This is a genomic window from Nocardiopsis eucommiae (assembly GCF_965344335.1).
Taxonomy (GTDB): Bacteria; Actinomycetota; Actinomycetes; order Streptosporangiales; family Streptosporangiaceae; genus Nocardiopsis; species Nocardiopsis eucommiae.
Window position 1 is genome coordinate 137,888 of the sequence record NZ_CBDRIY010000004.1, and the last position, 21,723, is coordinate 159,610.

16 protein-coding genes are annotated in these 21,723 nt (G+C 70.8%); 9 read left to right on the forward strand and 7 right to left on the reverse strand.

Annotated elements, in window-relative coordinates:
- Positions 1-145: 145 nt before the first annotated feature.
- Together grpE and dnaK are read right to left on the reverse strand one after the other, a co-directional pair.
- Complete coding sequence (gene grpE, locus ACRWK8_RS04085) at positions 146-874, reverse strand: nucleotide exchange factor GrpE (protein ID WP_378738156.1); 729 nt, start codon at positions 872-874, stop codon at positions 146-148.
- Positions 875-919: 45 nt separating this feature from the next.
- A complete protein-coding gene (gene dnaK / locus ACRWK8_RS04090; RefSeq protein WP_378738154.1) occupies positions 920-2,776 on the reverse strand; it encodes a molecular chaperone DnaK in 1,857 nt (618 codons plus the stop codon).
- A gap of 685 nt (positions 2,777-3,461) precedes the next feature.
- Between dnaK and ACRWK8_RS04095 the strand changes: the two genes are divergently transcribed.
- The 5 genes from ACRWK8_RS04095 to ACRWK8_RS04115 all read left to right on the forward strand — a co-directional run bounded on the left by ACRWK8_RS04095 (position 3,462) and on the right by ACRWK8_RS04115 (position 12,336).
- Positions 3,462-5,684, forward strand: coding sequence for a (Fe-S)-binding protein (locus tag ACRWK8_RS04095; RefSeq protein WP_378738152.1), 2,223 nt, complete (start codon positions 3,462-3,464; stop codon positions 5,682-5,684).
- A 317-nt stretch (positions 5,685-6,001) separates the two neighbouring features.
- Positions 6,002-6,601 (forward strand): TetR/AcrR family transcriptional regulator, encoded by a 600-nt coding sequence (locus ACRWK8_RS04100; protein WP_378738150.1) that lies wholly within the window; start codon positions 6,002-6,004, stop codon positions 6,599-6,601.
- Positions 6,602-7,337: 736 nt separating this feature from the next.
- Positions 7,338-8,339: an ABC transporter ATP-binding protein gene (locus ACRWK8_RS04105; RefSeq protein ID WP_378738148.1), complete on the forward strand. Its 1,002-nt coding sequence runs from the start codon at positions 7,338-7,340 to the stop codon at positions 8,337-8,339.
- Positions 8,340-8,529: 190 nt separating this feature from the next.
- Complete coding sequence (locus ACRWK8_RS04110; protein WP_378738146.1) at positions 8,530-9,378, forward strand: ABC transporter permease; 849 nt, start codon at positions 8,530-8,532, stop codon at positions 9,376-9,378.
- Between the two features lie 273 nt (positions 9,379-9,651).
- On the forward strand, positions 9,652-12,336 hold the full coding sequence (locus ACRWK8_RS04115) for a sensor histidine kinase (RefSeq protein ID WP_378738143.1): 2,685 nt from the start codon (positions 9,652-9,654) through the stop codon (positions 12,334-12,336).
- 220 nt (positions 12,337-12,556) lie between these two features.
- Here the strand turns inward: ACRWK8_RS04115 and ACRWK8_RS04120 are convergent, their stop codons facing one another.
- The 3 genes from ACRWK8_RS04120 to ACRWK8_RS04130 all read right to left on the reverse strand — a co-directional run bounded on the left by ACRWK8_RS04120 (position 12,557) and on the right by ACRWK8_RS04130 (position 15,103).
- Complete coding sequence (locus ACRWK8_RS04120; RefSeq protein WP_378738140.1) at positions 12,557-13,309, reverse strand: hypothetical protein; 753 nt, start codon at positions 13,307-13,309, stop codon at positions 12,557-12,559.
- 168 nt (positions 13,310-13,477) lie between these two features.
- On the reverse strand, positions 13,478-13,993 hold the full coding sequence (locus tag ACRWK8_RS04125) for a hypothetical protein (RefSeq protein ID WP_378738138.1): 516 nt from the start codon (positions 13,991-13,993) through the stop codon (positions 13,478-13,480).
- Between the two features lie 546 nt (positions 13,994-14,539).
- Positions 14,540-15,103, reverse strand: a complete 564-nt coding sequence (locus ACRWK8_RS04130) for a gamma carbonic anhydrase family protein (protein ID WP_378738136.1) — start codon at positions 15,101-15,103, stop codon at positions 14,540-14,542.
- A 383-nt stretch (positions 15,104-15,486) separates the two neighbouring features.
- On the opposite strand from ACRWK8_RS04130, the gene ACRWK8_RS04135 reads away from it, so the two are divergent.
- Entirely contained in the window at positions 15,487-16,728 is a 1,242-nt protein-coding gene (locus tag ACRWK8_RS04135) for a F0F1 ATP synthase subunit B (RefSeq protein ID WP_431868476.1), read from the forward strand.
- A 144-nt stretch (positions 16,729-16,872) separates the two neighbouring features.
- Positions 16,873-17,322, forward strand: a complete 450-nt coding sequence (locus tag ACRWK8_RS04140; protein WP_378738134.1) for a GNAT family N-acetyltransferase — start codon at positions 16,873-16,875, stop codon at positions 17,320-17,322.
- Positions 17,323-17,407: 85 nt separating this feature from the next.
- On the opposite strand, the gene ACRWK8_RS04145 is transcribed toward ACRWK8_RS04140, so the two are convergent.
- Positions 17,408-19,108, reverse strand: coding sequence for an MDR family MFS transporter (locus tag ACRWK8_RS04145; protein WP_378738132.1), 1,701 nt, complete (start codon positions 19,106-19,108; stop codon positions 17,408-17,410).
- Positions 19,109-19,301: 193 nt separating this feature from the next.
- Between ACRWK8_RS04145 and ACRWK8_RS04150 the strand changes: the two genes are divergently transcribed.
- Together ACRWK8_RS04150 and ACRWK8_RS04155 are read left to right on the forward strand one after the other, a co-directional pair.
- A complete protein-coding gene (locus tag ACRWK8_RS04150; RefSeq protein WP_378738130.1) occupies positions 19,302-19,916 on the forward strand; it encodes a TetR/AcrR family transcriptional regulator in 615 nt (204 codons plus the stop codon).
- A gap of 302 nt (positions 19,917-20,218) precedes the next feature.
- The gene (locus ACRWK8_RS04155) at positions 20,219-20,869 is read left to right on the forward strand and encodes a class I SAM-dependent methyltransferase (protein WP_378738128.1); all 651 of its coding nucleotides are present in this window, start codon (positions 20,219-20,221) and stop codon (positions 20,867-20,869) included.
- 415 nt (positions 20,870-21,284) lie between these two features.
- Here the strand turns inward: ACRWK8_RS04155 and ACRWK8_RS04160 are convergent, their stop codons facing one another.
- A complete protein-coding gene (locus ACRWK8_RS04160) occupies positions 21,285-21,665 on the reverse strand; it encodes a RidA family protein (protein WP_378738126.1) in 381 nt (126 codons plus the stop codon).
- Between the last annotated feature and the right edge of the window lie 58 nt (positions 21,666-21,723).

Sequence of the window (21,723 nt, forward strand, 5' to 3'; positions counted from 1 at the left end):
TGCCGGTTGCGTCCGATGTTTCCACGTGGCCCCGTACCGCTGGGGTGCCGGGGGCGACCCGGAGCCGTGACCGACGTTCTCACGTCGGCCACGGCCGGGTCACGTCCGCCCCGGGCCTTGCGCTGTCGCGTCGGCCCGGGTCGGGCTACTGCTTGTCCTCGCCCTTCTCGGCGGTGGAGTCGTCGGCGTCCGAGGACGTGTCGGCGGACTCGTCGTCCCCCGCGCCCTCCATCGGCTCACCGACCACCACGCGGGCGGGGCGCAGAACCCGCTCACCCATGCGGTACCCAGGCTGGAACACCTCGATCACCGTCTGGACGGAGATGTTCGGAACCGGAACCAGGGTGAGCGCCTCGTGGACGTTCGGGTCGAACTCGTCGCCCTGCTCGGCGTAGCGCTCCAGGCCCAGCTTGGTGGCCGTGGCCTCCAGGGCCTCACCCACCGCCTTGAACCCGCCGTTGAGCTCCTCGTGCTCACGGGCCCGACCGATGTCGTCCAGGATCGGCAGGAGTTCACCGACGACCTGGGCGGTGGCCGTCTCGCGGACGGCCACGCGGTCGCGCTCGACACGCTTGCGGTAGTTGGCGTACTCCGCCTGCACCCGCTTGATGTCGTTGGTGAGCTCGATGACCCGCTCGTCCGCGTTGATCGCCTCGGTCACCACGGACTCCGGGGTGTCCGGAACCTCGGGGACGTCGTCGATCTCGACCTCCACGACCTCGGGCTCCTCCTCGGAGGCCGCGGCCTCCTCGGCCGACCCGCCCTCGGGCGTGCGGACCTCGCCGGTCTCGGGGTCGATCCTGCGGTTGTCGCGGATCACCGGACCCTGGTCCTCGTCACCCGTCTCCGGGTTGTTCTTGTCCGACGGAGCCATGTCCGACGCTCCCTCCTTCCTCAGCCGTCACCGGCACGTCGCGGTTCAGGAACCCTGGTTGCCCTTGCCGTTGTCCTCGTCGACGATCTCGGCGTCGACCACGTCGGCGTCCTCGGTGGAGGAGTCGGCGTTCTCGGAACCGGGCTGGGCGGCGCCCTCACCCTGCTGGCCCTGGCTGTAGATCGCGGAACCGATCTTCTGGCTGGCCAGCGCGACCTTCTCGCTCGCGGAGCGGATGGCCTCGGTGTCGGTGCCCTCCAGAGCGGTCTTCAGCTCGGCGACGGCGGCCTCGGTCTCGGAGCGGACGTCCGCCGGGACCTTGTCCTCGTTGTCCTTGATGACCTTCTCGGTCTGGTAGACGAGGGACTCGGCGTTGTTGCGGACCTCGGCCTCCTCGCGGCGCTTGCGGTCCTCCTCGGCGTACTGCTCGGCGTCGCGGACCATCTGGTCGATGTCGTCCTTGGACATGGCCGAACCACCGGAGATGGTGACGGACTGCTCCTTGCCGGTGCCCAGGTCCTTCGCGGTGACGCTGACGATGCCGTTGGCGTCGATGTCGAAGGCGACCTCGATCTGCGGGACGCCGCGCGGCGCCGGGGGCAGACCGGTCAGGTCGAAGACGCCCAGCTTCTTGTTGTACTGGGCGATGTCACGCTCGCCCTGGTACACCTGGATCTGCACGGACGGCTGGTTGTCGTCGGCCGTCGTGAAGATCTCGGAGCGCTTGGTCGGGATGGTCGTGTTGCGCTCGATGAGCTTGGTGAACACGCCGCCCTTGGTCTCGATGCCCAGGGAGAGCGGGGTGACGTCCAGCAGCAGGACGTCCTTGACCTCGCCCTTGAGCACACCGGCCTGGAGCGCGGCACCGATGGCCACGACCTCGTCCGGGTTGACGCCCTTGTTGGGGTCCTGGCCGCCGGTCATCTCCTTGACCAGCTCCGCGATGGCGGGCATACGGGTCGAGCCACCGACCAGAACGACGTGGTCGATCTGGTCCAGGTTGATCCCGGCGTCCTTGATGACCTGCTGGAACGGGGTCTTGGTCCGCTCGACCAGGTCGGAGGTCAGCCGCTGGAACTCGGCGCGGGTGAGCTTCTCGTCCAGGTGCAGCGGGCCCTCGGCGGAGGCCGTGATGTAGGGCAGGTTGATCTGCGTCTCGCTGGAGCTGGAGAGCTCGATCTTGGCCTTCTCCGCGGCCTCGCGCAGGCGCTGGAGCGCCATCTTGTCCTTGGCGAGGTCGACGCCGTTGGAGTTCTTGAACTTCTCCACCAGCCAGTCGACGATCGCCTGGTCCCAGTCGTCGCCACCGAGGTGGTTGTCGCCGTTGGTCGCCTTGACCTCCACGACGCCGTCACCGACCTCCAGGAGGGAGACGTCGAAGGTGCCGCCACCGAGGTCGTAGACGAGGATCGTCGCCTCGTCCTCCTTCTCCAGGTGGTAGGCGAGCGCGGCCGAGGTGGGCTCGTTGATGATGCGCAGGACGTTGAGGCCCGCGATCGTGCCGGCCTCCTTGGTGGCCTGGCGCTGCGAGTCGCTGAAGTAGGCCGGGACGGTGATGACCGCGTCGGTCACGTCCTCGCCCAGGTAGGCCTCGGCGTCGCGCTTGAGCTTCTGGAGGATGAAGGCGCTGATCTGCTGCGGGTTGAACGTCTTGTCGTCGATCTGCACCGACCAGTCGGTGCCGATGTGACGCTTCACCGAGCGGATGGTCCGGTCGACGTTGGTGACGGCCTGACGCTTGGCCACCTCGCCGACGAGCACCTCACCGTTCTTGGCGAAGGCCACGACCGAAGGGGTGGTGCGGGAGCCCTCGGCGTTGGTGATGACCGTCGGCTCGCCACCCTCAAGGACCGCGACACACGAGTTCGTCGTACCGAGGTCGATTCCGACCGCACGTGCCATGGTTGTTTCCTCCGTCAAAGTTGAGTCGTTCAGGCGTAAGTTTGCTTCGTCGGGTTGGGGCTGTCAAGTCAGTTGAGTCGACCCCACTCAAGTTACTTCCTACGCCCTGACAACGGGCGGCCCGGCGGGGATGTTCCCGACCAGGGGTGATTTCACGAGGGGAATGGGTGAACCCCGGGACAACTCGGGGACATCCTTGACCTGGAAACCAGGGACCCCGGGGGCGTCTCGGGGTCGCCCTCCGGGGCGGCGCGGGGAGTCAGGGGTCGCGGCGGGGTCGCGGTCCGGTTTCGGGTGTCGCGACACGGCCGGGGCGGAGTTCCGGGGGCTTGGTGCGACTGCGGTCCGGTTTCGGGTGTCGCGACACGGCCGGTGTCGGATTCGGGGCCGTGGCGCGGACGCGGCCCGATTGCGGGTGTCGCGACGCGGTCGGGGCGGAGTTCCGGGGTCGGGTGGCCCGGGCCCTGCTCCCGGTCCGCTTTGATGGGGGGTGCGCGGTGTGTTCGGGAGGCTCGGGCGCACCCGCGTGGCGGAAGTCGCGTCGCGAGTGGCTACGGTGGCACCCGCCGCCGCGTGGCCGGACCCGGGGTCGGTGGCCGCCGTGCTATTACTCGCTAGTAACATCAACAGGGACCACCGGTGTGTGGCGCACCGGTGACAGAAGCAGGATGGGAGGCCACGGACGATGCATCCTCTGTACTTGACACTGGGCGTCATCACCTCGGTCTTCGCCGTGGTCGCGTTCACCTTGTTCGGTCTGGCCCTTCGCCAGATCGTGCGAACCGTGGGTGTCGGCCGAACGGTGGAGCCGGAGCGGAAGGGACCGTTCGGACAACGGTTCACGATGACGCTCATCGAGATCCTCGGACACACGAGGATGCTCAAGCGGCCGTGGGTCGGCGTGGCCCACTGGTTCGTGATGGTCTCCTTCCCGCTGCTGGTCTTCACGGTGATCGAGGCGCAAGGCGAGGTCTTCGACCCGCACTTCAAGCTGCCGCTGATCCACGACTGGACCCTCTACGGTCTGGCCATCGAGATCATCGCCGGGGCCAGCCTCGTCAGCATCATCGGCCTGACGATCTACCGCCTGTTCAACGGGCCGAAGCGCAAGGGCCGGGACTCCCGCTTCTACAATTCCAGGACGTGGACCGCGTACTACGTCGAGTCCTACCTCTGGGCCCTGCTGATCTCGATCTTCGTGATCCGCGGTCTCAAGGTCGCCATCGGTGACTTCCCCTTCCCGGTCTGGGCCACCCCGATCTCCCACGCCGTCGGCGCGGTCATGCCGACCGGCGCCGCCGTGGCCGAACCCGCGATCGCCCTCGTCGCCGCGTTCAAGCTGATCATCAGCTACCTGTTCTTCGCGGTGCTGTACTTCAAGCTCACCATGGGCATCGGTTGGCACCGCTTCATCGCGCCGTTCAACATCTACTTCAAGCGCAACGCCGACGGCACCCCGACCCTCGGCGCCGCCAAGCAGATGATGGACAAGTCCGGCACCAAGCCCCTCGACTTCGAGGAGGCCGACCCGGACGAGGACCCGTTCGGCGCGGGCAAGCTGGAGGACTTCACCTGGAAGGGCCTCCTCGACTTCACCAGCTGCACCGAGTGCGGCCGCTGCCAGTCCCAGTGCCCCGCCTGGAACACCGGCAAGCCCCTCTCCCCGAAGAAGGTCATCCTCGACCTCCAGAAGCACACCTACGAGAAGGCCCCGTACCTCCTCAAGGGCATCACCGAGGAGACCCTCGCCGAAGCCCCCGACGAGAGCCACGCGGGCGTCGACGTCCTCGCCCTCCTCAACAAGCCGCTGGTCGGCACCGAGGAGGAGGGTGGCGTCATCCACCCCGACGAGCTGTGGTCCTGCACCAACTGCGGTGCGTGCGTGGAGCAGTGCCCGGTCGACATCGAGCACATCGACCACATCCTGGACATGCGCCGGTACCAGGTCATGGTCGAGTCCAACTTCCCGTCCGAGGCCAACACCCTGCTCAAGAACCTGGAGAACAAGGGCAACCCGTGGGGCATGGCCGAGGACCGGCGCATGGACTGGATCGAGGAGCTCGCCTCCCAGGAGAACCCGGTCGAGGTCCCGGTCGTCGAGGACAAGCTCCCCGAGGGCACGGAGTACCTGTTCTGGGTCGGCTGCGCCGGTGCCCTGGAGGACCGCGCGAAGAAGACCACGAAGGCCATCGCGGAACTGCTGGACATCGCGGGCGTGAAGTTCGCGGTCCTGGGAGGCATGGAGGCCTGCACCGGTGACCCGGCGCGCCGCCTCGGCATGGAGTACGTCTTCCAGATGCTGGCCCAACAGAACGTGGAGACGCTCAACGAGGCGGGGGTCACGAAGATCGTGGCCAGCTGCCCGCACTGCTTCAACACGCTGGCCAAGGAGTACCCGCAGCTCGGTGGGACCTACGAGGTCATCCACCACAGCCAGCTGCTGGCCAAGCTGGTCGAGGAGGGGCAGCTCACCCCGGTGAACTCGATCGACGAGAACATCACCTACCACGACCCGTGCTTCCTGGGCCGCCACAACAAGGTGTACACGCCGCCCCGCGACATCATGGCGCAGGTGCCCGGCGTCAAGACGCAGGAGATGCACCGCCACAAGGAGCGGGGCTTCTGCTGTGGCGCCGGTGGTGCCCGCATGTGGATGGAAGAGCGGATCGGCAAGCGCATCAACACCGAGCGGGTCGACGAGGCGCTGACCACCAACCCGGACACCGTCTCCACCGCCTGCCCGTTCTGCCAGGTCATGCTCGGTGACGCGATCAACGAGAAGAAGTCGGCGGGCGAGGCCAAGGAGTCGCTGGAGGTCGTCGACGTCTCCCAGCTGCTGCTCCGTTCGGTCAAGGGTGAGAACCCGGCCGCGGGCGGCGAGGAGAAGGAGACCGCCGACGCCCCGTAGCCGTACCGCGTAGCCGTGCCGCGCCGGGGTGAAGCCCGGGGCGGGGCCGCGAACCGCGTCGCCGAGGGGGCGGGGTGCCACGTGCACCCCGCCCCCTCCCGCGTGTGTGGGGGGCGGGGGAGCGGGGGCCGGAGATGGCGGACATGAGTTCCGGAGCGGAGCGCACACCCTCGCGGGTGTCCGGGGACGGGAGCGGTCATGAATCCCTGGGTGGGAGCGCCCCCCTCGCGGGTGTGCGGGGGCGGGGGAGGCGCGTGTCGATACGGCCGTACCGATACGTGGGATCGGATGTGGCGGGCCTGTGCCAGAATGAGCCCGTGCCTAAGGTCGTAGACAGGGAAACCCGGCGGGCTCGGGTCGCCGAGGCGATCCACCGCATCGCCGCCCGGGACGGCCTGGAGGGCGTCAGCGTCCGGGTGGTCGCCGCCGAGGCCGGACTCTCCGCGGGGGCGGTGCAGCGGGAGTTCGCCACCAAGGACGAGCTCCTGCACTTCGCGCTGCGCGCCTCCGTCGAGGAGGTGTCCGCGCGCTTCGGCCGGTTCCGGGTCGGCCCGGAGAAGCTGACCGTCGCCGAGGGGCTGCGGCTGGTGCTCCTGGACCTGCTGCCCACCGACGAGCGGCGCTGGGCCCAGACGCGGATCTGGGCCGCCTTCTACGCCCGCGCGGCCGTGGATCCGGTCTTCGCCGGAGTCCTGGCCGAACTGGACGCCCAGGCCCGGACGAACCTCCGCGCCGCCCTGGAGTACGCGCGGGACCAGGGCGAGCTCGCGTCAGGGCAGGACCCGGAGGCCGCGGCGGAGCTGCTGATGGTCATCCTGGACGGCCTGTGGCTCACCTGCGCACGCCTCCCGGAGGGCGCCGACCTCTCCCGGCAGCGTGCGGCGATCGAGTCGGCGGTCCGTCTGGTCACCGGCTGAACCGGGCGTCCCTCGCGCTGCCGCGGACACGGGGCCGGGGCGTGGACGGGTGTTCTGGCCGGGGCGGGCAACGGACGGGGAACGATTGGTGCCCTAGGTCCCGGAAGGAGGTCGCGGGCGGCTTCGTCCCTTCCCTGGGCGGTCCTGACCAGCGCCTTCGTCGAAGTGACGGAATTTCCCGCAGATGTCGGTAAAACGTTTTCCGGATCGGGTGGACACGCGGTGGTCTCCATTCCACGGCGGCGGCGACGATTTCCGTCCTCCCTGATCAGTGCGGCATTCGTGGTGCCCTGGCGGAGCTGCCATTCGCACCGACGTTCGTCCCGCGCCCGCCCCGGAGATGGGACCCTCGGGACGATGTTTCCCAAGAAGAAGGTAACCAATCTCCGGGAGTTCGGAATCCCCGTTGGAAATTGCCGCATTCCACGGACGCGCCCGATCGGAGTCGTGTAGAACGTTGGTGGACCGCCGAGGGGTCGCGCCCGACATCGTGTTGTGAGGGGACGGGCGCGGCTTCGTCCGGCGGCGTTGGCCGCGCCCGTAGGTGGGTTCACGAAGGGCACGTACGGGTGCGGCCGTGTTCCCGTGGCCCGGCGGAGGGGGCCGGACCAAGGGGACGGAACGCGGACGGGCCCCGGGATGACATTTGTCAGCGACGGGGGCGGATGAACTGTCATCAGGGACGGGTGACAGCGACGTCTGTCTGCCGGGGCCCGGCTCGCGGGACTCTGGATCCATGACGACGACAGAGCACGCCGGAGCGACCGCCGCCACCCAGGACCCCACGTCGACCACGGGACCCTCGGTGGTCGTCAGCGACCTCCACCAGCACTACGGCGACTTCGAGGCGGTCAGAGGGGTCTCCTTCGAGATCCGCCCCGGCGAGCTCTTCGCCCTGCTCGGCACCAACGGCGCGGGGAAGACCACCACCATCGAGACGCTGGAGGGCTTCCGCCGACCCAGCTCCGGAACGGTCCGGGTCTTCGGGCAGGACCCCTTCGGCCAGCCCGCCGGGGTGCGCGAGCGGGTCGACGCCGTCCTCCAGGGCAGCGGGCTCATGGAGGATCTGAGCGTCGACGAGAGCCTCCGGCTCACCAGCGACCTCGCCGCCTCCCCCCGCGACGTCGAGGAGATCCTCCAGCTGGTCAACCTCACGGACAAGCGCTCCCTCCGCGTCCGCCAGCTCTCCGGCGGGCAGAAGCGCCGCCTGGACCTCGGCTCGGCGCTGCTGACCCGACCCGAGGTCCTCTACCTCGACGAACCCACGACCGGCATGGACCCCGAGGCGCGGCACGAGACCTGGCGGGTCATCAACGACCTCAAGGAGAGCGGGGTGGCGGTCCTGCTCACCACGCACTACCTGGAGGAGGCCGAACGCCTCGCCGACCGGCTCGCGATCATGCACCGTGGGGAGATCCGGGTGGAGGGCACCCTGGCCGGGGTGCTCGCGGGGTGGGGCGACCGGGTGAGCTTCCTGCTCCCCGGCGAAGTGCGCACCTCCGACCTGCCCGACGTGGCCGGGGCCACGATCGAGGTCGAGACCCGGGACCAGGAACTGTGGGCCACGTACACGGTCACCGGCGGGGACGTGGCCGAGCGCGCCCACCGCGCCGTCGCCGCGCTGATCGCGTGGTCGGCCGAACAGGGGGTCGTCCTCCAGCACCTCCAGGTGCGCGGAGCCTCCCTGGAGGACGTCTTCCTCCAGGTCGCGGACGGTGCCGCCGACCTCGTGACCTGAGGACACGGCCCCGATCACGCCGCGCGGCCGGGAGGCATCCGAGGCTCTTCGCGCTCTTCGGGCTGCGGACGGTGCGCCGACCTCGTCCAGCGCGGCCCGGGGCCACCCGAGGCCCTCCCACCCCACCCCACCCCGTCACCGGTACCACGCGCCGTGGCGCGACCCCGGCACCAGAACCAGGAGAGACACCATGAGCACGACCACCACCCGGCCCCCGGCCCCGGCGGCCGGACGGGCCGCGCCCAGCACGCTGAAGCAGACCCTGCGCCTGGCACGCACCGAGTTCACCCTCTTCGTCCGGTACAAGACCGCGCTGATGTACCTGGTGCTGCCGCTGGTCCTCTTCGTGCCGCTGCTGTCGACGCCCAGCACACCGGTCTTCGGGGGCTTCACCACCCACGAACTGACGCTCGCGTCGGCCGTCATCGGCATCGGGCTGATGCTGGGGATCGGTCACCCCTCCAACGTGTTCGCCGCGCGCCGTGAGTCGCTGGTCCTCAAGCGGCTCCGGGTGAGCGGTGTCCCGCAGACGGCGATCTTCGGCGGCGTGACGGTGGTCGTCGTCCTGTTCTCCCTGGCGATGACGGCCCTGGTCCTCGGCGCGGTCGCCGCTCTCGGCGGCAACCTGCCCGCCGACCCCGTGATGCTGGTGGCGGCGGTGGTGCTGAGCTCCGTCGCGATGACCCTCGTGGGTCTGCTCATCACGCCGCTGGTGCGCAGCGCCGAGTCGGCACAGATGTTCTCGGTGGTGCCCATGATGGGCCTCCTGATCACCAGCGGGGTGTTCCTCCCGCTCGAACTGCTGCCCGAGCCCGTCCGCATGGTCGTGCAGTTCCTTCCGGTCGCCCCGGCCGCCGAGATGGCCCAGGCGGCCTTCACCGGCTACGACGTGTTCGGCGGGTACGAGGGAGCGGAGGCGCTGGGCACCGCCGCCCTGTGGGGCAGCGCGCTGCCGTCGGTCGGCGTGATGCTGGTCTGGATCGTGGTGCTGTCCCTGCTGGTCCGCCGCTACTTCAGGTGGGACCCGCGCCAGCCCTAGGGAGTGTGGTGATGCTTTCGCCGGTGGTGGCGGGCGCCGGGAAGCGATCCGGAAACGCGACCCGGGGCCGGGCAGCGCCGAGGACACGGAGCCGGGAGGCCGGGACGGGACCTCCCGGCTGCGTCGTGCGGGGCCTGGTCGGGCGGCGGAGAGGAACAGCCTCCGTAGTGGGGCCCGGTCGGGCGGCGGAGGGGATCCGGCCTGTGGACAACGGCTTCGGGGGGTCGTGTCGGCCTTACGTTGGAAGCCGGTGCCAGACGCGGGGAGGCGGACGTGGTGGAACGGAGCGGGCGCGTGGCGTCCGTGGCGGGGCCCGGAGCCGCCACGGCGTCCCCGGTGCGGGGCGCGGAGGCGCCCGGGTCGTCGGGGATGAGCCCGGGTTTCGCCCGGAGGATCCGCAGAGCCCGGCTGTACTGCCTGTGGAGCATGGCGGCGTTCCCGTTCCTGGTCCCCTTCTGGGCCGGGAGCGGGCTCGTGGTGGACCTCGCCCACGCCAGCGACATCCTCTCCGGGCAGCCCACGTACGTCCTGGTGCTGGCCGTGGTCCGGACCGTCGCCCTGTTCGTCGCCTCGGTGCTGTGCGCCCTGGCGATGATCCGGATGATCCGGGACCGACTGGACGGCAGACCAAGGCCCGACCGGAACCTGTTCCGGAACACCGTCGCGCTGCTCCTGGTCCTGTGCCTCTTCCTGTGGCACACCCCGAGCGCCCTCGCGGTGGGTGCCTCGGCCGGGGTGCTGGTCGCCTTCCTGACCTCGCGGAGGGACCTGCTGCGCCTCCTGGCGGGGGCCCTCGTGGTGACGGCGGTGGGCGCTCTGATCAGCCCGATCAGGACCCCTCTGCTCCCGGGCTCGGACGGCCTCACCGGGTACCTGGGCTTCTCCTCCAGTCTCCTGGGGCACGGCCTGCTCATGCTCCTCTGGGCGGGGTTCCTGTGGCTCGGTTGTCTTTACACGGTCTGGCTGTGGGACGGCATCCGGCAGGTGACGGAGGGCCAGCAGGCCCGCGCGCGGCTGGCGGTGGACGGGGAGCGGCTGCGCTTCACCAACGAGATCCGGGAGCTGCTCCGGCACCGGCTCGACGCCCTGCGACTCGGTGCCGGGGGCGCCGTGCGGAACGTCCGGAGCGATCCGGAGACGGCGAAGCGGGAGATCGGCCAGGTCCACGAGCTGGCGCGGGCCACGCTGAGACAGGTGCGCTCGGTGGTCCGCGGCTACCGGGACATCGATCTCGACGCGGAGGTGGGTTCGGTCCGCGCCGTCCTGGAGGCCAACGGCACCTTCACGACGGTCTCCGGGCTTGCCGACCTCCGTCTTCCGGCGGACACGTCCGCCCTGGCCGCGTGGGTGGTGCGGGAGGGCGGCACCAACGTCCTGCGGCACAGCCGTGCCCAGCGGTGCCGGATCACCTTCACCGTGGTGCCCGGGCCGGGCCACGGGGAACTGGTCGTGGAACTGGCCAACGACCGGGCGCGGGAGTCCGTCCCGGGCGGGGTCGGGTCCGACAGCGGGCTGGCCGGACTCGCCGAACGGATCGCCGGGGCCGGGGGGACGCTGACGGCGGCGCGGACGGACGACGGCGGTTTCCTGCTCCGCGCGGCTCTGCCCCTCGCGGAACCGGTCCGCGAAGCGACCGGTGCGGGAGGGAACGGCGCGGGTGGGAACGGCGCGGACCCGCTCACACCGGTCGCCGCCGGGCGGGTGCCGGTGGCGTCCGTGCCGGAGGCCTCCGGCACGGACGGAGCTCCGTCCCCGGTGGACGACCCGGAGCTGCTCAGCGACATGGCCAACGACAGGCGGGTCCGGTTCTCCCGACGCATCATCATGGGCCTGATCGGGTTCAACAGCGTGATGATCGTGGGACTGGCCCTCATGGACCTGCGCCTGAGCTCCGAGTTCGGCCTGCCGCTCTGGAGCTCGGTCGTCGGCGGGCTGCTCACCGTGGTGGTCGCGTGCCTGCTCATCCGGCTGCTCCGGGAGCGGGTCGACGGCAACCGGCGGCCCAGCCCGCGACTCTGGTGGATCTCCGTGGGGCTGCTCCTACTGAGCGCGGTGTTCCTGAACAACCCGCCCGTGGTGCTGATCATGATCGGAGCCTGGTGGGGCACCGGGATCTTCTTCACCACCCGTTGGCCCGGCGCGGTGGTCAGCGCGCTGCTGCTGCTCTCGCCCCTGCTGCTGATCCCGACCTTCGGCCCCTTCTTCGCGCCGAACGGAGTCAACCCGTTCGTCTACGGGCTGCTCTGGTTCGTCGCGGTCATCGTGGCCGTCGGCCTCGCCCTGAGCACCTTCGGCACCATCTGGCTGTGGGACATCAGCCGCGAGGCGGTGGCCGGGCAGCGGGCCAGTGCCCAGCTGGCGGTCACCCAGGAGCGGCTCCGCTTCGCCCGGGACATGCACGACCTGCTGGGACACAGCCTCTCCGCGCTGGCGGTCAAGGCGCAGCTGGCCGGACGACTCGTGGACCGGGCCCCGGACCGCGCCGTCAGTGAGATGACCGAGGTCCAAGGGCTGGCCGTCCAGGCGCTCCAGCAGATGCGTTCCGCGGTGAGCGGTGACCGGGAGGCGGACCTGGAGGGTGAGGTGGCGGCGGTCGGCGCGGTCCTGGACTCGGGCGGGACGCGGACCGTGGTCACCGGCCTGGAAGGGCTGGAGCTGCCGCCGAAGGTCGCCGGTCTGGCCGCCTGGGTGGTCCGCGAAGGCGGCACGAACGTGATGCGGCACAGCGACGCGGAGGAGTGCCAGATCAGCTTCCGGCTCACGCGGGACGGAACGAACGTGTCACGGGGCCTGGTGGTGGAGGTGCACAACGACAGCGCGAAGGACGAGACGTCCGGGGGAGGCGACGGCAGCGGGCTGGCGGGGCTCTCCGAGCGGGTCGCCCTGGTCGGCGGAACCCTGTCCAGGGCCAGGACCAGGGACGGCGGATTCCTGCTCCGCGCCGTGATCCCGTTCTGACCGTCCGCACGGATCCCCGTGCCTCGCGGTCGCCTCGCCGGTCGCCTGCCTCCTGGGTCGCCGCGTCTCGCGGTCCCGGTCACGTGTCCCGCTTGGGTGACCCGGTTCAGCGGGGTCACCGGTCCCGCGCGGATCCCCTGCTCAGTGGCCTCCTCTCGCGGTTCCCCTGTCCCGCGGCGCCCTGGACCGGGGCGCCGCGGAACGTCCGGGGGGCGTGGGGTCAGACGGTGCCCAGGGTGTCGAAGGCGGCGTCGATCCCCGCCGTGGCCTCCTCGTCGCCGCTGGTGTTGAGTCCGAGCATGAACGCGCCCCGGTCGTCGGTCACCTGGACCACCAGGAACCGGCCGTAGCCGTTCCCGTCGGAGGGATCGCCCAGGGTGGCGCCGAAGGCGGGACGGTCGTCCAGGGTGGTCTCCTCGGAGGGCTCGATCCGCAGGTCCGCGCCCCCGGTGACCAGTTCCCCGGCCATCTCCGTGGCCAGGGACAGCCCGGTGGCCGCGATGGGCTCCAGCGGGCCGAGCTCCTCGGTGCCGGTGACGATCATGGCGTCCGGATCGTCCTCGGATCCGAACACGGTGTACGAGGAGTACTCCGCCGGAACCTGGTCGTCTCCGAGACGGGCCCACCCCTCACCGGGCAGGACGTAGGCCAGTCCCGACCTGGAGTCGGTGACGGAGCCCTCCCCGCCGGGCGGCGGACCGGATCCGGTGGTCGGTTCCGACTCCTCGGCGGTGTCGTCGGAGGCGGCGTCGTCCCGGGTTCCCGAGCCGTCCCCGTCGGCGCCGGACAGGAACCACCCGATGCCTCCGGCCGTGACCAGGAGGAACAGGAAGGTCACCACGAGCGCGATGGTGAGGGTGACGCGGCGCGCGTTGTCGGGTTCGCGCTCGACACGGCGAGGAGGGCGGTCCGCGGGGGCGCGTGGGTCCGAGCGCTCGACCTCGCGTTCCGGCCTGTCGGGTCCTGCGTGCATCTCGGCTCCTGAGGGGCTGCTGGCCGTTCTGTGGGCTGAGGGGCCCAACAGGGGCAGTACCCAGTACGAGTCGGCGCGGAGCGGGATGAACGTGGCCAGATCAGGCCGATTCTGGACGGTTCGGTTTCCGAAACGGAGACGAGTGGTGCTTCGGGGGCGGGTGTGAACTCAGAGGTGCCAGGCGCGCCAGGGCACGAAGTGCGGCAGGACCACGTCGCACAGCGGACGCGAGGCCGACGCGCCGTCCGGGACCGCGCCGTGGACGGGGAGGACGAAGGTGGGCGGGCGATGGCCGTCACGGGCCGGAGGTACCGGTCCCGCGTACCTGGTTTCGGACGGTGTGTCCGGGGCGTCCCCGCCACACGGTCGTTTCGTCCTGCTGGGAGCGGGTTCGCGGGGACTCGGAGCCCCCTGCGGGTGGCTCCCGTCGGGTGAGGTGGTTTCGGACGTCGAGACCGGAGGGTTCCCGGCGTCATCGGTCTCACGGACGCCGTCGCCATCGGGTGGCGGGGCCACGGTGCCGCTGGCCAGGGGAGTCCGGGTCAGGCCCAGCGCGCGGTCGATCTCGGCGGGACTGAGCTGGCGGTCGGTGTCGGCCACCGCGATGAGGACCTCCGCGTACAGCTCGATCTCGTCCAGCGCGACGTGGTCGTGGAGCCGGTCTTCCAGACCCAGGCCGTTCACCACCACTCACCTCCCGGGCACACCCGTGGTCGCAGGACAGGACGTTCGCCCCGCGCGCCGGGGCGATGCGGGCGCGGCGCGACGGAACCGATCCCACAAGGAGAGAGGAGTTCCAGGCTACGGCTGTCGGACCCCGGAGCGCATGACTCTTGTGGGCCAGTGGCGGGCTCATCCGGGTTAGCCAGTGACCCACATCCCCTTGGGGGGAGGGGAAGCGGGGGCCTCCCCCATGCGAGTCACGGTCGGCCGGGGTGCCGACCGCCGCTCCGGCGGCCTCCTCACGTGTGGAACCGGGGCCCGGTACGCGGCACTCGCACGTGCCGGGCCCCGCCACGGGTCGTGAGGCTCCGTCGTGAGTGGCACCTCCCACCGCCCGGGCCCATGGCGAGGAGGCACGTCCCGCCCCGGGCCCGTCGATCCGTGAGACGCGTCGCGGACCGCTGGGGTGTCGGTGCCCCGCGTCTGCCGGGGCCCATGGTGAGGCGGTACCTCCCGCCGCCCGGGCCCATGGTGAGGCGGCACGTCCCGCTCCGGGCCCGTCGTGAGTCAGCGCCAGATGACGTCCTGGTGCTGGACGGCGTAGGCGGCGTAGGCGGTGGGAGTGTGCTCCAGCACGAGGCGGTCGTCGTCGTTCAGCTCCCGGACGACCTTGCCGGGCAGCCCGGCCCACAGGGTGTTCGGCGGGACGACCTTGCCCGGCGCGACCAGCGACCCGGCGGCGACCAGCGCCCCCCGGCCGACCCTCGCCCCGCCGAGGACGATGGCGCCGATGCCGATGAGCGCCCCCTCCTCCACGACGGCGCCGTGCACCATCGCCTTGTGCCCCAGGCTGACGTCGTCGTGCAGGACGGCGGGCTGGCCCGGGTCGGAGTGGAGTCCGCACTGGTCCTGGATGTTGACCCGCTCACCGACCACGATGTCCTCGGTGTCGGCACGCAGGACCGACCCGTACCAGACACTGCTCTCGGCACCCAGCCGAACACGTCCCACCACCACGGCTCCCGGGGCGATCCAGGCTGTGGGATGGATCTCCGGCTCACCGAAGGGAGCACTGCCGATCCTGGCCTCCGGGCGCGGTTCCATGGCGGGTCCGTCGGTCGCGCTGTCCATACGTGGGTCCTCTCGCTGGGGTCCCCTGGGGCCGGAGGGCAGGAAGTTGACCGCTACGCCCCCGTACGGGGATGATCGCGCATACCTTAGTAAGAACGTGACCAGGGTCCGCACGGCGATGTGCCTGTCACGGCTCTTGACGCCGTGGCGCAGCGCGTGCCTACCTTGGTCGTTTGGACGGTGCCCACGGCGTCACGCTCCGCTCTCGGCCGGTGCCCCTCATCGGGCCGAGCCGGAGCTCCACGGGGGCATCCGCGGGCGAGCCAGACCGAACGGTCCGACGGGTGCTCCGGCGTCACACGGGTACGGGCGACTCTCACCATCTCTCACCATCTGCGACGCGCAGCAACGGTGTACAAGGACATGAAAGGCACATGAGCGATATGTTGCCGGGCGGCGGACTGCAACAAGACCGGTTTCCGACGGTGCGCAAGGGTGGCTACGACAAGGCGCACGTCGACGACTACTACGTCCGAATGGACAATCAGTTCAAGGACCTCCGCGAACGTCTCCAGCGTATGGACGACGAGCTGGAGCAGTACAAGCGCGACCTCGCGATCGCCCGCGAGAAGGCCCAGGTCAAGCCTGAGCACGAGCAGATCAGCGAGCGCATGGCGGAGATCCTCCGCATCGCCGAGGAGGAGGCCAAGGAGCGTCGCTCCCGGGTCGAGACCGAGGTGAAGGAGGCCCAGAAGAAGGCCCAGGAAGAGGTCGCCAAGCACCGCAAGGACTCCGAGGAGCACGCCGAGCGGATCGTCTCCGCCGCGCGTTCCGAGGCCAACGAGATGGTGGGCGGGGCCAAGAAGGAGGCGGACCAGCTCCGTGAGCAGGCCAAGCAGGAGGGCGACCGCCGCCTGAGCGAGGCCGAGGCCCGCGCCAAGAAGATCCACGACACGGCCGACCGCCGCCTGGCCACGCTGACGGCCACGCACGCCGAGGCGCTGCGCCGACTGAAGGACATGCACTCCACGCTGGCCGACCTGGTCACGGCCGAGGACAAGGCGGGTGCCCTGGAGACCGGTCTGTCCCGCGAGGAGATGGTGTCCGCTCCGGCCGAGGCTCCCCAGGGCCAGCAGAACCCGGGCCAGCAGAACCCCGTGCGGCCGAAGCCGGCCGTCAAGCCCGAGAACCGGGCTCCCGAGGGCAAGGCCCCGGAGGCCGCCAAGGCCGCGGAGGCGAAGGCCCCCGAGGCCAAGGCTCCGGAGGGCAAGGCTCCCGAGGCGCCCAAGCCCGCCGCCCAGCCGGAGCACAAGGAGGAGGCCACCACCAAGCTTCCCCCGCTCCAGCAGGAGCCGGACCAGGCCACCGTGCGCATCCAGCCGCTCCCGAAGCCCGATCAGGGTCAGCAGGACGCTCCCAGGCCCGAGGCGCAGCAGGCTCCGAAGCAGGACGAGGGCAAGGGCGGTGAGCCCAGGTCGGCCGCTCCGCAGCCCCCGCAGGGTGCCCGCTTCGACGCCCCGGCCCCGGGGCAGCCGCACCAGTCGAGCGGTCCACAGCAGGCTCCGGCGGCTCCCCCCGCCGACGCCGGGGGTGACCCGGGGATCACCGGCGTGTACCGTCGCCCCGAGGGCGCGCAGCAGCCGCCCGTGAACGACGAGGGCGTGCGGGTCATCCGCAAGCCCTGACTCCGCACCGGACCGGGTTCCCTTCGGGTGCTCGGAGGGTGCGTCACGAGGGCGGGACCAGCCAGTCCCGCCCTTGGTGTTTTGTGGTCAGTTGTAGGGTGACGTCCGCCTTGTCGCAGGCTGTCGGCTACGATGCCGACAGCCATGATTATCCGCGCGGCCATACGGTCCGACCTCGGTGCGATCCTGCGTCTCCTGCGCGAACTCGGTGACACCACCCACACGCAGAGCGCTCATGTTCGCATGTCCTCCGCCGCCGTACGCGCCTGGACCCGTATGGAGAACGACCCCGACCGCACCGTGCTGGTGGCGGAGCGCCGGGGCCAGATCATCGGGACCCTGGACCTGTTGGTGGTGGCCAACCTGACCCATGACGCCCAGCCCTGGGCGGTGGTGGACAACCTCGTCGTCGACCCCGACACCAGACTCCAGGGCATCGGCCGGGCGCTCATGGAGGACGCGGTGGACCGCGCCGCGCACGCGAGCTGCTACAAGATCGAGCTGCTCTCGCACGAGAGCCGCCAGGGAGCGCACCGCTTCTACGCCGCCCTGGGCTTCGACAGCTCCGCCGCGGGTTTCCGCCGCTACCTCTGAGCTCCGGCGCCGAACCCGGCCCGTGACCCCGGTTTCTACCCCCGTGACCCCGGCCCGTGACCCCGTGCCCCGTGACCCCGGCTCGCTACCCTTCGGCGGCCTCCGAGCGCCGGGCGGCCCGCTTCGGCCCGCCGCCGCGCAGCGGCACGCCCTTCATGAACGAGACCGCGAGCAGACCCAGCGCGGCGATGGGGATACCGGCCACGAACACGCCCTGCATGGCGTGGTCGAAGGCGCCCACGACCACGTCGCGCACGGGGCCGGGCAGCGAGTGCACCAGCTCGGGTGAGCCCTGCGCGGACTCGGCCGCCTGCTCCAGACCCACCGTCAGATCCAGGGCGCCCGAGTCGGTGCCGTTGGCGGTGTCCAGGGCCAGCGCCTCCTGCGCGGCGGTCGCGGCCGAGGCGAGTTCCGCGTTGAGGCGGCTCACCATGACCGCGCCGAAGGCGGCCACGCCCATGGCTCCGCCCAGGTTGCGGAAGAAGGTGACCGAGGCCGTCCCGGAGGCCAGGTCCTTCACCGGCAGCGAGCTCTGGGTGGCCAGCAGCAGGATCTGCATGTTGAGGCCGAACCCGAGGCCCACCAGCATCTGCCCCACGACCACCGTGGTCAGACCGGTGTCGAACTGGTTCAGGCTCAGCACCGTGAACCCGACCACGCACAGCGCCATGCCGACGACGGTGTAGGCCTTCCACCGGCCGGTCCCGCTGATCGCGAAGCCGGAGCCGATCGAGGTGAGCAGGAACGAGCCCACCAGCGGCAGGGTCATCAGCCCGGAGACGGTCGGGGACATGCCGTGCACCATCTGGAGGAACTGCGGCATGTAGATGATGAGGCCGAACATCATCATGCCCACGGTGACGGAGCCCGCCGAGGCCAGCACGAACGTGCGGTCGCGGAACAGGCGGGTGGGGATGATCGGCTCCTTGGCGCGGCGCTCGACCAGGACGGCGGCGACGGTCAGCAGCACCGAGGCGGCGCCCATGGCGTACGCGGGCACGGAGTTCCAGGGGATCTGGGTGCCGCCCAGGCTGAGCAGGACGATCACCGTGCTGGCGGCGCTGAAGATCAGCCCCGCGCCCAACCAGTCCACGGTGGGCCGGTGGCGCGGGGTGAAGGGCATGCGGAACATGAACTGGATGACGCCGAAGGCCACCACGGCGAGCGGGACGGTGATGAGGAAGCACCAGCGCCAGCCGAGGGGGCTGTCCACCAGGAAGCCGCCGACCAGCGGTCCGAGCACGGTGGAGACGCCGAACACCATGCCGATCAGGCCGCTGTAGCGGCCGCGCTCACGGGGCGAGACGACGTCGCCGAGGATGATGTTGGGCAGCGTGGCCAGACCTCCGACCCCGAGGCCCTGGAGCGCCCGGGCGGCGATCAGCCAGTTGATGTCCTGCGCGAACCCGGCCGCGAGCGAGGCGACGATGAAGACGCCGAGGGCGATCTGGAAGAGGAGCTTGCGCCCCCAGATGTCCGAGAGCTTGCCCCACACGGGGGTGGAGGCGGTCATGGTCAGCAGGGCGGCGGTCGCCACCCAGGCCAGCCGGTCCTGCCCGCCGAGTTCGCCCATGATCGTGGGCAGCGCGGTGCCGATGATCGAGTTGGTGAGCATCGAGGTGAGCATCGCCAGGACCAGGCCGACCATGATGCGCCGCACGACCTGGCGCGGGGGGTACTCGGTCGCGGGTTCGGGAAGGGGTCCGGGGGCGGCCGGGAGGTCCTGGGGGGCGGTTCCGGGGGAGGAGCCCCGGACGGTGGATGTCCCTTGTGCTGACTGTTCCATGAGGCCCCCGATTCCGGACGCACGAAAGCCCCACGGCAAGCACACCGGGGGCAAGCATCCACGTCAGGTATATGTAAACGCTGTTGACCTGTCAAATCGGTATCTCTCCAATGCTTCCGGTATGCGTGGGGTGTACCCAGGTGTCAACCTGGAGTACTGAAAGCCAGATTCGCGGCCACCAAGGGGTGTGCAGATGGAGCGTCCGGAAGAGACCGGAACCGGCGCGGAGGCGCCGACGCGTGGCCGTGAGGCGACCCGGGAGCGCATTCTCGCCAGCGCCAAGACACTGTTCACCAGTGAGGGGTACGGTGCGGTCTCCTCGCGCAAGATCGCCTCGCACGCGGGGGTGAACGTCGCCCTCATCAACCGCTACTTCGGCTCCAAGGCCGGTCTCCTCACCGAGATCCTGCGTGAGGACGGCGTCTTCCCCCGGCTCATCGAGGAGGGCGCCCCGGAGGACCTGACGGTGCGGCTGGCCGAACACTCCGTCGGCCGTCTGCACGGTGAGGGCACCCCGTTGCAGCTGTCACTGGACGACTCCGCCGGGGACCCCGACCTCCAGTCCGTCTACCAGGGGCGTCTCAAGAGCGCGCTGATCGACCCGCTCGCGGTCTACCTGGGCGGACCGGACGCCCGCGTGCACGCCTCGCTGGTCGCGGCCGTCCTGCTGGGAGTGGGCAGGGTGCGCCGTGTGGAGGGGGCGACGGCGCTGAGAGCCCACGACCGCGAACAGCTCAAGGAGCGGGTCCTGGCCCTGCTGGAGCTCTGCCTGAAGGACTTCGACGAACCGGAGCCCGAGGGCTCCTGATTGGTTGGGGCCGCGCCGCCCCGCCTCCAAGCCGCCCTCGCCCCGAGTCGCGCCGCCCCCGAGGCGCCCCCGTCCTCCCAGGCAGAGGAGGAGCGGGGGCGTGTCCGGGCCGGTGGCACGGGTACCACCGGGGGTTGGCGGACGGTCGGTGGGATTCATGAGAAGCGGGCCGAGTTCTGTGGTTTATGTGAAATTGCGGCCCGGCTTCTCCACTCCTTTCGAGGACTCCGTTGCCGGTTCGGCAAGGCAACTCGCTTCACCGCGTCCGGCTGAGCAGAGTTGGGTACGGAGGTGGTCGACACATGGCCGACGAGTACGGTTCCCTGTCCGAGGAGATGGACGAGGAGTTCTGGAACGAGCGCTACCGCTCCAGCGAACGGATCTGGAGCGGGCGGCCCAACCGGCACCTGGTCACCGAGATCGAGGGGGCCAGGCCCGGGAGGGCGCTGGACGTCGGGGCCGGTGAGGGCGCGGACGCCCTGTGGCTGGCGGCCCGTGGCTGGCGGGTGACCGCGGTCGACATCTCGTCGGTGGCGCTGGACCGCGCGGCGGCACACGCCGCGGAGGCGGGCGCGGGAGTGGCGGAGCGGATCACCTGGCTGCGCGCGGACGTGACCCGCTGGGCCCCGCCGTCCCCCCAGTACGAGCTGGTCACGGTCCAGTACATGCACCTCTACCCGAACCCCCGGGCGCTGTTGTTCGCGGACCTGGCGGCCGCGGTGGCGCCCGGCGGGGAGCTCCTGGTGGTGGCCCACCACCCCAGTGACCTGGAGACGGGGGTGCCGCGTCCGCCGTACCCGGAGCTGTTCTACGAGGGTGACGCGGTGACCGCAGCGCTCACCGAGGGGGAGTGGGACGTGCTCGTCAACGAGGCGCGTCCCTCGGAACAGGCCATCGACGGGACCATCTACGTCGTCCACGACCTCGTGGTGCGGGCGCGCCGCCGGGCCTAGATCGTGTCTCCTGGATCGTCCCGCGCCCGCGACACCAGGCCGCCTCTCACCGCGCCGATGAGGATCGGACAGCGGAACCCGGCCGCGCCGCCGCCGTGCGAGGCCGTGGAGCCCGTGAAGCGGCGCACAGTAGGGGAGACGGCCGCTCGCCTGGGTGGCGGCTCCGTCTCTTCCGTCGAGAACGTCCACGACGCCGCTCCCCAGGGCCGCTCGGAGCTCGTCCGCCCGGGGCGGACCGGTGCCGGTCCGGGCTGGCCGGGGGCGGGAGGGGGACCGGCCGCCCCCGGGGAGCCGATGTCGGGGGCGGCCGGTCGGCCTGGTGCGTGCCCGGGAGTGCCCGCCGGGCCACGGGCCACGGCGGGCGGGGCCGGGACGCGCTCGGGACACGACCGGGAAGCGGCCCGAGCCGGGCCGGTCAGTCGCGGAGCTTGGCGACGACGTCGATCTCGACCAGGATGTTGGCCAGGTCCGATCCCACGGTGGTGCGGACCGGGTAGGGGGCGGTGAAGTGCTCTTCGTAGACCGCGTTGAACTCCGGGAAGTCCGCCTTGAGGTTCTCCAGGTGGACCGTGGACTTCACGACGTCGTCCAGCGTCAGCCCGTGCTCCGCGAGCACGGCGGCGACGTTGGCGAGCACCTGCGCGGTCTGCTCGCCCACGGTCGGCGCCACCCGGCCGGTCGCGGGGTCCTGCGGGCCGAACCCGGCCGTGTACAGGAAACCGCCCGCCACGACGCCCTGGCTGTAGGCACCGGCGGGAACGGGGGCCTTGTCGGTCTGGACCGCCTTCTTGGACATGCGTCTCCTTCGGTCGGGTCTCGCGTGCTCCCGTGCGCGCCCGGGATCGTGCGGTCAC